This is a genomic window from Paenibacillus sp. FSL K6-3182 (assembly GCF_037976325.1).
Classification (GTDB): Bacteria; Bacillota; Bacilli; order Paenibacillales; family Paenibacillaceae; genus Pristimantibacillus.
In genome coordinates, this window is record NZ_CP150265.1 from 4,105,953 (window position 1) to 4,120,165 (window position 14,213).

4 protein-coding genes are annotated in these 14,213 nt (G+C 45.4%); all 4 read right to left on the reverse strand.

Annotation, left to right across the window (positions count from 1 at the left end; translation table 11 throughout):
• Positions 1-54: 54 nt before the first annotated feature.
• A complete protein-coding gene (locus MHH56_RS18125; RefSeq protein ID WP_339202963.1) occupies positions 55-6,369 on the reverse strand; it encodes a family 78 glycoside hydrolase catalytic domain in 6,315 nt (2,104 codons plus the stop codon).
• 42 nt (positions 6,370-6,411) lie between these two features.
• Positions 6,412-7,425, reverse strand: coding sequence for an S-layer homology domain-containing protein (locus MHH56_RS18130; protein WP_339202964.1), 1,014 nt, complete (start codon positions 7,423-7,425; stop codon positions 6,412-6,414).
• 75 nt (positions 7,426-7,500) lie between these two features.
• The gene (locus MHH56_RS18135) at positions 7,501-12,924 is read right to left on the reverse strand and encodes a family 78 glycoside hydrolase catalytic domain (protein WP_339202965.1); all 5,424 of its coding nucleotides are present in this window, start codon (positions 12,922-12,924) and stop codon (positions 7,501-7,503) included.
• A gap of 181 nt (positions 12,925-13,105) precedes the next feature.
• Positions 13,106-14,203 (reverse strand): rhamnose ABC transporter substrate-binding protein, encoded by a 1,098-nt coding sequence (gene rhaS, locus MHH56_RS18140; RefSeq protein ID WP_339202967.1) that lies wholly within the window; start codon positions 14,201-14,203, stop codon positions 13,106-13,108.
• Positions 14,204-14,213: the final 10 nt, after the last annotated feature.

Consider the following 14,213-nt stretch of genomic DNA (forward strand, 5'->3'; position numbering starts at 1 on the left):
CTGTGTCTTAACTTTAAGCATAACCATTATTTTTCTTAATCAATTACAAAAATGCTATTCTGTTCGCCACTCGTCGAGGATCATTTGGGCAACTGCCGCTAAAGTACGAATGTCAATTGCATTTATGCCTAGCACATCCGCTTTCTCAATTTCAGACCAGTTCGGATCTGCTGAGGTTACGCCGTAGAACTTCGCAATAATCGATAGATCTCGAATCGTAACCTTCGTTTGTCCCTCGATTAATGTCACGATCTTCGCTGTGAATACTTGAACAGCTTTGTTTAGCAACGTTACAGCTTCATCCACCTGCCACTGACTGCTGCCAGCGTTTTTGGCCGTATTAATAGCTGCTTGAAGCGCCGCTTTTGATCCTGCAGCATACTTTCCAACCTTAGTCCCTTCAATCGCCCTGTCATGTTTCGTCTGTGCTGCTGCAATCGCAGCGTTCAATACGGTTCTGTCCACAGGAATCGATGGAATGACCGAGTCGGCAAACTGTTTCATAGCCGCATTCAAAGCATTAAGCGCACCAGCAACTTCCTCACCTGTCGCATTCGCATCATTCTTGACGGCTGTCGCGCTGTTGATTGCTGCTTGCAATGCTGCTTTAGCTCCAATTGGATACTGACCAGGTAAAGTTCCTTCCACCGCAGCTTCATGAGCGGACTCCGCTTGCTGGATTGCTGCATTCAGTGCCGTTTTATCAGCAAGATTCACTTCGATCAATAGCGACGCTTGGGACACATTCATTATCGTTCCTTTGCCATTCATCGATACTTCGAAATCAGACAACGATGCGGTCGTGCTGCCTGCCTTCGCATCTGCCTTCACCTTACCGTGGAGGCTGAACAAAGGACCACTGTCGATACCGCCTTGCTGCTCACCCGTGGTTGCCATAATGATTCGAATCTGGCCAAGTTCTGGTTTAACCGCACTCCCGAATACAGCGAAATTCGGCTTCAACGATTGAATGGCTGACGTATCTAACGCTTGAGATATGCCTTCTTTCACTGTCTGGAATTCAAACTTCTGCGGATCATAATGAAAAATAACATCAAGAGCCGTGAAATTCGAACTTATATTGTCCGTTCCAATTGTCCACTCTGCCTCCTGCCCTGCGAAGACCATTGCAGGACCTGACAGTGTGGCCATATCTTTTTCTGAAGCAACTGCGGTTACTTTGACATTCAGCTCAGCTGTTTTTGCTCCATCTTCCGTCTTCGCCGTTATGAGACCTGTTAATGCTTCCGCTCCCTTATTGGTTGCCGTAACGGTTGCTTTGGTTGCTGCACTAGCCTCATCATAATGAACATTCGTGACAACGATGTTCTCATGATTAGAGACAAAATGCACATTTTTGTTTGTTGCATTTGCCGGAAAGACGGTCGCAGAAATTTCAATGCTTTCACCATCCTTCAATTCGATGGAAGAACGATCCAGCTTTAGTTCAGTAACAGGGATATTTGCACTTACTTCGAAACGCTTGATTGCTTGCGTCGTTCCATTGCCTGCAACCACTGTATAAGTTCCCGAAGACGCATCTTTTTCTATTAAATAGGATGCACTAAATACACCGCCAGGCAATTCTTTATTGAACAACATTGCTTGATCCGGCCCTAGTACCTTTACCTCCACTTTATCGAGTGTCGTATACCCCGCTATCGTTATGGAGTCCCCAGCTACTCTAGCAGGAATATCCTGTAATGAGACATATTCTGCGTTCAGCGGCATCGTCCAAACGTCGGCAATCGAAGGATCATAATTGCGTCCTTCCTCATCTTCTTGGAACCGAACAGTCACCTTGCCATCCTTTGTTAAAGAGATATCATCAACAACAAATTGATAGGTTACAATACCTCGGCTATCTTTTTCATTCACGCGGCTGAGCACTTTCGTTCCGTTTACCAATACATAATAATCTTTCATTTGTGCCCGATCATACGTTTCGATTGCCCTAATGATGAAAGGTTTGCCTGACTCAACGGTCATATCAAATTGGAAATAACCATTTGCGTCTCCATGATTAACATACCTTCTCGTTAATCCCTCCTCAACATTTGCACCGGACTGAGCGGAAAACTTTACATTATGTTTTTGTTCAGAGCCTTGTTCGCCAACGTCTACATGATCGTAAAAGTCTAGCGGCGGGTTTTTATAACGCACTTGAATGGTCGTACTGCTCTTGGCTGCTTCAGCTCCATTAAACGAAGCAATCGCATGTAGCTCAGCAGCCGTTTCAACGGCAAGAAGCGGTGATTTCACCTCAAAACTAATATTCTTTTCTTCACCGGCTTCAAGGCTATAGGCTTGGTGTGCAGGGGAAACCGTCCAGTTTAAAGGAGCACTGAGCTCTATAGATCCTTCAACGGAAAAGCTTCCTTTATTTTGAATGGTTGTATTAACCGTTGCTGTACCGCTAGGCTCGATTGTTGCTGGTTCAGCCTTTAATGCTTTGATAATAATTGGCGAATCGATCTTTATTGTCGTCTTCAAAGGCACTTCCACTGTTGCATCATTTATTTTGTAGCTTCCGCTGCCAACTATATTAAATAGGCTAGTGGGTTTTTGTTGCTCCGACACTTTCACACGAAATGCAGCAGCAAACGTTTCACCTGGTTTAATGACAGACGTTTGGTTATCTCCTATCGAAGTGACTTCCCATCCTTCGGGTTTCTGGAGAGTATAACGAACATCATTAATGCTCACATCGCCATCGTTAGTTGCTTTCACTTCAACTGTAAATGTATTTCCGGGCAGTACGGATACCTCGGAAGGGCTAATTAACCACTTTATTCCTAGCTTTTCATTACTAATGGCTGACAAAAACGTTGTTGCGTTTGAAACAAGATTTGCTAATTTTTTAGCAATAATGTCGTTTATTGACCCAGCATTGTTTTGTTCTTGCAACCATAGCTGTAAACCGTCTGTTTCATATAAAGCATGATGAACTTGCTCGATAAAGAGAGTATCATCACTTGCTTTGTACGCCTCAATACTTGCTTCAATTCGGCTTGCAAGCGCCTCGCCTTTATCTGAAAGTGCATGAGTTTGTTCGCTGGTGAGCTCTCCATTATTGGAATAGCTTATTACTTCATTTTGAAATTTCACCGCTTCATCAAGTGCACTGCCTAACTCTCCAATAATAGGATCAACTACAAACTGATAATCACCCGAGCCTACAGTGAATACCGCATTGCCTTCCTCCATACCAGCAAATTGTACACCTTCCACCGACAATGCAAATTGGCCGCTCTCTGTTACTGCCCACTTGCTGTCTGCAGGGATATAGACCGTAGCCGTTGTGTTTGCTGGAATCGTGACATGCTGGCTAAAAATATCCCCTTCTTTTTTCCAATCGCTTACAATCATGCCGTAAACAGAATTGTACGATCCTTTGGCACTAGTCAAATCTCCACCAGGTCGAGGTTTAATCAAAATATGCTTATAACCCGGGCTTGCAGGGTCCTGTTGAATGCCGGCAATATTTTGATACATCCAGTCTCCGACTGCTCCATAAGCATAATGGTTAAAAGAGTTCATGCCAATGTCTTGGAAACTGCCATCCGGCTTAATAGAATCCCAGCGCTCCCACATCGTAGTCGCACCATTTTTGATCTGATATCCCCATGAAGGATAAGTGTCATTGTTGAGCAATCGGTAAGCAACATCCAAATGTCCCGTTTCGCTCAATACCGGCAATAAATCTCTCGTCCCAAGAAAACCGGTTGATAAATGCCAGTCGCGCGCTTTAATCAGCTCTACCAAATGATCCGCCGCAGCTTGACGTTTCGATTCGGGAACCAAATCCATGTACAAAGCCAAGACGTATCCCGTTTGGCTATTTCCTTTAACTTTTCCATCTTCGCTAACATAGGCTTTAACAAACGCTGCTTTCACTTGCTCATAAAGCTGCTCGTACTTGTCGGCATCTTCTTGACGGCCGATGGCATGCCCCATTTCGGATACCAGTTTTGTACTGTACGCAAAATAAGCGGTAGAGATTAAATCTCCTGGCGTTGGATCATTCACATCCAGCCAATCACCATACATCGACGACGGACGAATAAGTCCAGAGCTATTTTTTCTCATATATTCGATCCAGTGAACCATTTCATCATAATTTTCTTCAATAACACGGATATCTCCGTAACGCTGCCAAATGGTATACGGAACGGTAACGCCAGCATCCCCCCAGCCGGCATTGCCTCTTTCTCCGAGAACATTAGGCGCTACATCGGGAAAAGCACCGTTAATCGATTGTCCATCTCTCAAATCTCTCATCCATTTGCTTCCTATAAACTTTGCCACGTCCATATTAAAAGCAGCAGCTCCAATAAAGACATTGATATCACCGGTCCAACCCAAACGCTCGTCACGCGCAGGCGTATCGGTAGGAACCTCTAAAAAATTGCCTCGCTGCCCCCAAGTAATATTGCTTTGCAGTTGATTCAACATCGCACTAGAAGTTTCTAATTTGCCGCTAAACGGTGCTGCTGTATGCATGACCAGCCCTGTAACGGCATCCATACTCGGCACACCGGGATAACCCGTCACCTCCACATAACGGAAACCATGAAACGTAAACTTCGGCTCGTATACTTCATCTCCGCCGCCCTTCAAGGTATAACGGTCCGTTGCTTTTGCCGCACGCAAGTTTGCTGTATAGAAGGTCCCGTCCGGGTTTAACACCTCTGCATGTCGCAGAGTAACCGTTTGACCTGCTTCACCGCTTACTTTTAGCCTTACGGTTCCGACCATGTTCTGCCCTAAATCAAACACATATTTGCCAGGTTCCGGCTCTGTCATCTTAATCGGCTTAATTTCTTCAATTATTTGTACCGTTGGGCCATCCTGGGCGACTAGCTTCCCAGTCACTTCATCCTCTAATTTCTGAACCGAATCCCAGCTCGATGCATCGAAGGCAGGAGTATCCCATCCGTCTAATTCCTTCGTTGCATCATAGGTCTCTCCCATCAAAATACTAGAAGATACAATTGGTCCTGTAGCCCATTTCCATGATTGATCCGTTCCAATTGTTTCTGTTGAACCGTCTGTGTACTCAAGATTTAATTGCATGAACAAATAATTGCTATCGCCATAAATGTTCGGACCAATAAAACCGACATGTCCGGAATACCATCCCTCAGCCAATATAGCGCCAATGACGTTGTCACCGTTTTGAAGCAAATCAGTTACATCATAAGTCTGGTATTGAATATGCTTCGTGTAATCTGTCCATCCTGGCGTAAATAAATCTCTGCCTATACGTTTGCCGTTAATGCTAGGTTCATATATTCCGAGAGCGCTGGAGTAAAGTCTTGCTTTTGCAATGGACTTCTCTAAAGAGAAACCTTTGCGAATGTAAGGAGGCGAAGCTGTAATTTTTACGTTTTTCCCCCACGGCGACTCCCCATAGGACGCGACGATCATCGCAGCTGACCAGCTGCTGTCATCAAAATCTGATTTCTCCCATCCCTCCATCTTTACCTTGGCCGCTTTCAAACCTTGATCCATATTCAATTGAAGAGGTGTTCCTTCCTCAAATACCACTTTCAAGCTGCCAAGAAGACCAGCAGGTCCGCCATCGTTTGATGTTTGGATTGCAATCGTATTAGATCCAGGAATGAGTGCACTTGAGACATCTACAATTTTGCCTTCTTTCCATGAATCGACCGCTTTGATAGAACTGCCCATTCGCTTTCCATTCACATATAACACGAACCCATCATCCGCAGTTAATAAAAATTTTCCTTGTGTTATTGTCCGGTCTAACGGCAATTGAATGGTTTTGCGAAAATAGCGATCTCCTGCAGGAGCATTTGAAGCCGGATTCCCTTCCGGAAACCAAACCCATTTAAGACCTTCTGTTGTCATATTGTTCGCGTCGCTCATACCGATCCATTCCGCTTGCCAATCCGAACCATGGAGAAGACCCATTTCCCACCAAGCAGGATCACTCCATTCTGAAGCCTTCTCATTGTTCAAGTCCCATACTTTTACTCTCCAAAAGTAACGTTTGCCAGACTCCAGAGGTTTGCCGTCATAAACGACATTTACCGATTGATTCGAATCAACTATATCGGTATTCCACACGTCCGGTTGATTATCCAGCAATTTCTGTTTGGTGCTAGCTACCTGAATGGCGTATGCTGTTTGAAGCTGTCCACGTTTATCGGACTGAAGCTTCCAACTCATCCTTGGCTTCACCACATCAATACCGATCGGATTGTTCGTGTACTCCGTCGTTAAATCGGTTACCGCCATCGTTGCTCCCGTTCCACCCGCTTCGCCATACGCCGTACTAGTCATAGGCAAGCATAATGTGAAGCCAATCACTAAAGCTAATAGAAGACTCATGGTTTTTCTCATACTTTTTTTCCCCTCGACTTTCCTTTGTTATTGTTTATCGTTCTATTTTTGCTTCAGCATTGCAAGGATGACGACTACCGACTCAGCCCGAGTAGCATGCTCTTGAGGTGCAAACCGATTACCATTTCGCCCTTTGATTATTCCTGTCTCCACAGCTGCAGCTACGTAACCAGTCGCCCAAACAGGAATTTCTAACGCATCCACAAACTGCAGCTTCGTTTTTTGGTCTGCTTTTAGATCAAGAGCCCTCATGACGACAGCAACCATTTCTGTCCGATTAATTAACTGGTCTGCGCGTAAGCTTCCGTCATCATAACCTTTTAGTAGACCTGCCTTAACCGCTGTTGCGATATACGGTTTCGCCCACGCAGCTATTCTATCGCTATCTTTGAAGGCAAGTTTACTGTCTGCTCCAAGTTCTAGATGAAGCGCCCGAACCATCATAGCAGAGAACTCCGCACGCGTTACTGCGCGGTTAGGAAGGAATGTTCCATCGGCATACCCCGTAACAAAACCGAGCTCTGCCGCTTCCCTAATCGCACTCTCCGCCCAATGTCCTTTAATATCTTTCCAATCCACAGAAATAGATTTTCCAGCTACAGTTACCTGCAGCACAGGTTTCAGTTCATTCATCTCCAATTTCGAATTAACAAGCTGCACAGCTTGAAGGCTGACCTCAGCATTCCCCTCAGCCATTCGCTCAAATTTCAGAAATACCAGCTCTTTGTCCCCTGTCTCGCCAGCTGAATTTCCTGTCTTCGTATGGGCAAACCGAATGGTCCCCTTCTTTACGATCGGATCGACAGAAAAACCTGTCAAAGCAGTACGTGCTCCAACAAACTTCAATCGAGTGGAATCGTATTTCATCGAAATATCATAGGCAAATACATCGGTTAAGTTTTTTCCCACTACTGAAATTTCAGTTTTGGCTTCTTGACTAGTAATCTTTAGTTCAAAAGAAGCAGCTGCCTTATCCGCCATTGCCGAAATGGGCATTAAACTGAACATACTGATTAAAATTGTGAATACTATCGTCATTCGTTTTGCATTCGACATATCGCATGAATCCTTTCATAGCAGAGTTTATGAGGCAGGTTAGTGTGCCTGCCTCCTACTTCGAAATTCGTATGTCTATTCCAAGCTCCACTCTTCAAGAATCATTTGCGCAATGGAAGCTAATACACGAATGTCGATTACATTTGCGCCGATCACATCTGCTTTCTCAATTTCTGACCAGTTTGGATCTTTGGAGGTAACACCATAGAAATTCGCTATGATCGACAGATCTCGAATCGTAACCTTCGTTTGTCCCTCGATCAGTGTCACAATCTTCGCTTTGAAAACTTGAAGAGCTTTGTTTAGCATCGTTACAGCCTCATCTATTTGCCACTGGCTGCTTCCTGTATTCTTGGCTGTGTTAATGGCTGCCAGCAGCAGTGCTTTTGATCCCGCAGCATACTTGCCGACCTTTGTGCCTTCGATTGCCCTATCATGTTTTAATTGTGCTTCTGCAATCAATCGGTTTAACTCCGTCCTGTCACCAGGAGCTGATGGAATCACCGATTCGTTAAACACTTTTACTGCTCCATTCAAGCCGTTAAGCGCTATGGTGACTTGCTCCACAGTCGCATTCGGATCATTCTTCACTGCAATCGCACTGTTGATTACTGCTTGCAATGCCGCCTTAGAACCCGTTGGGTACTGGCCCGGCTGCGTGCCTTCTATTGCGGCATCATGTAACACCTGCGCTTGTTCGATTGCCGTATTCAACGCTGTTTTGTCAGCGAGGAGCACTTCCATCGAGAGTACAGCTCGCGATACATTCATCATTGTTCCCTTCCCATTATCCGACACTTGGAAATCAGACAGCGATATCGTTGTATTGCCTGCTAGCGCACTCGGTTTCACCTTCCCGTGGAGGCGGAACAGATTGCCACCATCAATACCTGCTTGCTGCTGGCCTGAGGTGACCATGATGATCCGAATCTGGCCAAGCTCGGCTTTAACCGCCGTTCCAAACACTTCGAAATTCGGCTTCAACGACTGAATGACCGATGGGTCCAGCGAGAGGTAAGTACTTTCCCCAACCGTCTGGAATTCGAATTTCTGCGGGTCATAATGAACAATAACATCAAGAGCCGTGAAGTTTGAGCTTACATTTTCAGCACCGATCGTCCATTCCGTTCCCTGTCCTGCTATGACAGTGTCACTTCCAGACAAAGCAGCCATATCTCGTTCTGCGGAAGCTGCGGTTACCGTAACATTTAGCGCAGCCGTCTTGCTGCCGTCTTCTGTCGTCGCAGTTATGACGCCATTTACTTGATCTGCTCCCTTATTGGTTGCTGTTACTGTTGCTTTGGTAGTATTACTTGCTTCATCATAATGAACATTCGTGATGATAATGCTCTCGTGATTCGACTCAAAATGCACCAGCTTATTTGCAGCATTTGCCGGAAGCACTGTCGCAGCAATTTCGATGCTTTCTCCATCCTTCATTTCGAGCGAAGTACGATCTAGGCTTATGCCAGTAACGGGCAAGCCAGCTTGATTGTTATATACCTCCAGCTCAGCTAATTGGAGCCTATAGTAAATATCGTCTGATGCCATTTCTCCAAGCTTATTGACCGAAAGCCTCACATATCTAGCTGTCTGGTTTTCAAACGTATACAGCTGTGGCTGCATCAACGGGTTCGGCTCTCCAGTCATTCTCTTTACTTCTAAATAATCTCCTCCATCAGCCTTAACCTGAATAAGGAAATCAATAGGATAGGAGGCGGTTCGTGAATCTGTTGTACTGGAGTCCGTTCTTGGATACAACACCACACTATTCAGATCTTGATTCGCACCCAGATCAATCTCTACCCAAAGCGGGTTGTTTTCCTGAGATTGCGAAGGTGAGCCTGTTGATGAATATTTTCGCGCCAAATTGCCGTCCGTGAGCCCTGCTGCCCCCCACTCTGGCGAAATCTCCAACGTTTCGCGTGCGGTTGCCTTTTTGCCTAACGCCAGATTCGCCCCGGTAACTACGATCAACCGAATAGAGGAAGTAAGCACAACTTCTCCTGATTTTACCGTTGCAGTAATTTCTGCGGAGCCGGGTCCAACTGCAGCTGCGATTCCGTTATCAGCAACTTTGATCACATTAGTGTTGCTGCTCTCATACTTAATCTCAGCATTAGTGAAATCGGCTTCCATGCCATTATCCATACTTCCGCTTAATGTGAGCTGAGTTTGTTCACCTTGCTGCAGCTTCGTTGCTTTGCTGCTCAAGTTGATGCTCTCCAGCTTTAAGTTGGAATCAGCCATTGTACTAGCGAACGAGTATGCTCCAGATCCGACCGAATAGACTGCTTTGTCCCCTTCCATTTGCAAAAACTTGACACCTGCGGCTTCTTCAGCAGGCTGTCCGCCTTCACTCACGGATGCTTTATCTGCCGCTGGAATGTATACGGTCGCTGTTGTATTAACTGGAATTGTCACATTCAGCTTGAAGGCTGAGCCTTCCTGCTCCCAGCGGCTCTTGATCAAGCCGTAAATAGACTTGTATTCTCCATTCACATGGCTAAACTCTCCACCAGGTGTAGGCTGAATGATAATATGTTTGAATCCGGGCTGCTCAGGATCAGCCTCGATTCCTGCCGCATAGCGGAACATCCATTCTCCAACGGAGCCAAGCGAATAATGGTTAAAAGAGTTCATTCCTGCGTCACCGAATCCATTCTCCTGTGTATAGGAATTCCATCTCTCCCAAATGGTCGTTGCGCCATTTTTGATGCTGTATCCCCATGAGGGGTACGTATCGTTCGTCAACAAGCGGTAAGCAACCTCTGTATAGCCCGCCTCTGTAAGTACCGGCAGTAAATAACCTACACCAAGAAACCCGGTCGACAGATGCCAGTTTTTGCTTTTAATATTTTTAACTAGATGCTCAGCAGCTTTTTTCTTGATATCTCCATCCAATAATTCCATGTGCAGTGCAAACACATAACCTGCTTGCGTATTGCCTTTGATCTGTCCGTCCAAACCAACAAACGCGGTGTTAAAAGCAGCTTTAATATCTTTGAATAATTGACTATATTTCTCCGCATCGTCTGTTTTCCCAATGATCGCTGCCATCTTGGACAACAAATTCGTACTGTATGCAAAATAGGCCGTATTCACCACATCCGTTGGTGTGGTTTCATTCACGCTCAACCAGTCCCCGTAACCACCGGCTGGACGAATGAGCTTGTTGCTGTTCGTTTTGAGAAACTCGATCCATTTCACCATCGCATCATAATGCTCTTTGATTACGGAAGTATCGTTATAAGCTAAATACAGTGTCCATGGGATAATAACGCCTGCATCTCCCCAGCCGTTGCTTCCATTACCCATTCCGCTAACATTTGGCGCAACGTCTGGGAATGCTCCATTTGCCCCCTGCGCATCAACAACATCCCGCATATATTTCTCGTAAAACCCAGGAACTTCCATGTTGTAGGTAGCAGTGCGAACGAATACCTGCGCATCTCCTGTCCAGCCCATTCGTTCATTACGCTGAGGACAGTCTGTTGGAACGCTTAAAAAATTTCCTCGTTGTCCCCATGTGATGTTGCTATAAAGCTGATTGACCATCGGATTGGAGGTTTCAAATGTCCCGGTCTTCGGTGTATCGGTGTGAACAACAATCCCCGTTATGCTATCTAAAGCAGGTTCACCCGGATAACCAGTCACTTCTACGTAACGGAAACCGTGGAATGTGAAATGCGGTTCATATTGCTCAAGCCCGCTTCCTTTCAGGACATATTCATCTGTTTGTTTAGCTGTACGCAAGTTCTCCGTGTAGAGCGTCCCATCATCATTCAGCATCTCGGCAAACCGCAGCTTCACTTTCGTTCCGGCAGTGCCTTCGACTTTTAACCTTGCCCAGCCAACCATGTTCTGTCCCATATCAAAAATGTAAGTGCCGGCTCTTGGCTGCTTCACTGAGATCGGCTTCAATTCTTCCGTCGCCTTGACGGTAGGGCCTACCTGTGCAACCAGCTTCCCGCGGAAATGGCTGACCTCTTTTACATCGTTCCATGATGAAGCGTCATAATTCGAACGGTTCCACTTATCCATTTCTTTGCGAGCGTCATATGTCTCTCCCATTAGAATATCGGAGTAGCGAACGGGACCCGAAGTCGTTGAATGCCAAGAAGAATCGGTCATTACCGTTTCACTAGTGCCGTCTTCATATTCAATTTTTAATTGGAATAAAAACGACAGCTCAGTTCCGTACTGATTTGGACCAACATGTGCTACATTTCCCGCGTACCAACCGTCACCCAGCATGGCCCCAACCGCATTTCCTCCTTCAAGGAGCATGTCGGTTACATCATAGGTCTGATACTGCAAACGCTTATTGTAATCCGTCCATCCCGGATTAAAGTAATCGCTGCCTACCCGTGTCCCATTTAAGCTGAGCTCATAAAGTCCAAGCGCCGTCGAGTAAACAGTCGCTTTACGCACTGGCTTCGCAATATCAAATTCTTTCCTCATCATAGGTGAGCTTCTGCTTTCGACTTTCTGATAAAAAGTGCCGTTCTCTACGAGAAGTTTTCCATCTTCCGTTAATTGCCCCCCTTCAAAGCTTGCTGCTTCCTTATCATCAAAATTTGCTTGAAACAACTCCTTGCCATGTTCATCCTTAATGACGATATTGTCGAACAAGGCGCGCTCATTCGTCCTTGCGTCTTTATGCTGACGAAATCCAATAGGACCGAACGAAATATTGTCATTTTTCATCGTGTCGATTAATTCATTGTTGAGGTAGGTTTTGATCTCTTTGCCGTTCACTTCAATTTTCAGATGATAAGCAACATTCAATTGCTTGTCATTCGGAATGACACGTGAAATATCTACTTCCTTCATAAGCTTCGTACCGCCGACATTCGTGTGTGGCCGAAACTGGGCATACGCTTTTTCTTTTACGTTAAACTGCCAGAAAAAATTATTGGAGGCATTAGGTCCGCCAAACAAAATCGCTGCCCCATCATTTAATATTGTAAAATCCAGCTCGATTGAATAGCTTGACGGCACGGTCGCAGGTGTGGAGGCGGCAATCCACTTGGCTTGCCAATCAGTTGGCGCGAGCAATCCCATTTCCCAGAAGCCCGGCTCACTCCATGCTGAAGCGTGATCATTGTTATCCCAAACCTTCACTTTCCAAAAATAACGTTTTCCGGATTGTAAAGCTTCTCCTTTGTATTCCACATTGTTGGAATCGCTGGACATAATTTTGCCAGAATCCCATATGTCTCCTTCATTGCCAGCCAAATGGCTCTCTTCTGAAGCGACAATGATTTGATAGGCAGTTTGCATCTGTGCTCTCTCTGTTGATTCAAGCAACCAGCTGAGTCTCGGCTTGCTGTTATCGATTCCGATTGGGTTATGGCTATACTCTGTATGTAAGTCATATGCAGTCATTTGGCCCGTTCCTTCTGCTCCGAATGCGGCTACTGGCTGTAATAAAGCAATTACAAGAACTGTTGCTAAAAATAAACCAAGCAGCTTCTTCCTGAACAAACTATTCATTTGCCAAAACACTCCCTTTTCCAATACATTGGTATCGCTTTCAATTTGGAAGACTAAACATAAATCCATAAAGAAATAGCCGGGAGTACAAGAAAGGAGTTCCTGCATGCTGCAGATCCTTCAACGACTACCCGGCTAATCTTCTCATTCTTCGATTATGTGTAATGATGAAAGGTTTGTTTTAATAAACATCCTTCCATTCAGCGATGTTAGAGGAATCGAATTTGAAGGGATCGCCAAGCATAATTTGCGTGCCTTCACCATCTTTCACGACTTCTTTCTCACCTAGTTTGCCAGCTGTCAGCTTATCCCCAACCGCACCTGTAATCTTGCCGTTCACCAATGCGTCTGCTGCATAACCGGACAAGTAACCAACATCAATCGGATTCCACAAATACATCCACTGACATACGCCGCTCACGATATATTCCGCCATTTCACTTGGCAGGCCAAGACCGGTCAATTGTACTTTCCCAGTGAGACCCTTATCCGTTAAAACCTTGCCCGCTGCCGCGATTCCTACAGTCGTAGGTGCAATAATGCCTTTCAGATCAGGATACGATTTCAAGAGCGCCTCTGTCTCGGACACGCTTTTATCGCGCAAATCATCACCGTAAGCCACTTTAACGAGCTTGATCTTACTGTATTTTGAATCCTCCAACTCTTTCTTCATCCATTCGATCCACGTGTTTTGGTTTGTCGCTTGCGAGGTCGCGCTCAGGATCGCAATTTCGCCTTCGCCGCCAATCATTTCCGATACACCTTGAATTAGTGTGCGGCCGATACGCTCAGGATCTGCTTGATTTACATGAACCATGCGACTGGCTGCGTTAACCGCTGAATCTAAAGAAAGAACTTTAATTCCTTGATTCATCGCTTTCTTCAGCGCCGGCTGGAGCGCATCCGGATCATTTGCCGCAATTGCGATCACGTCCACCTTTTGCGAGATAAGCTCTTCAATCATTTGAATTTGTGCTTCTGCTGTCGGCTGATCTGGCGCCTTCAAAATCGCTTCATATCCGAGCTCTTCAACAGCATTTTTATAGCCTTCCATTTGCTTCTCACCGTATGGATTACCCGTGTTTTTAAAGATAATGGCATATTTCTTCTTTTTCGCGCTGTCCGTTGTGTCATTTCCTTTGTTTTTCTCTGTAGCTTCGCTCTTGTTGCCGCCCGTATTTTTGGAATTACTGCCGCTGTTGCCTCCTCCGCATGCGGTTAACATCGAGATCGTAAGCAAAAAAGTTAAGCATACAGATAACACTTTGTTTCTTCTCATTGTCTTTCCT

Excerpts from the sequence above, each read along its gene's own strand:
- MHH56_RS18135 (WP_339202965.1), bottom strand. The coding sequence starts at position 12,924 with ATGAATAGTTTGTTCAGGAAGAAGCTGCTTGGTTTATTTTTAGCAACA.
- rhaS (WP_339202967.1), bottom strand. The coding sequence starts at position 14,203 with ATGAGAAGAAACAAAGTGTTATCTGTATGCTTAACTTTTTTGCTTACG.
- MHH56_RS18130 (WP_339202964.1), bottom strand. The coding sequence starts at position 7,425 with ATGTCGAATGCAAAACGAATGACGATAGTATTCACAATTTTAATCAGT.
- MHH56_RS18125 (WP_339202963.1), bottom strand. The coding sequence starts at position 6,369 with ATGAGAAAAACCATGAGTCTTCTATTAGCTTTAGTGATTGGCTTCACA.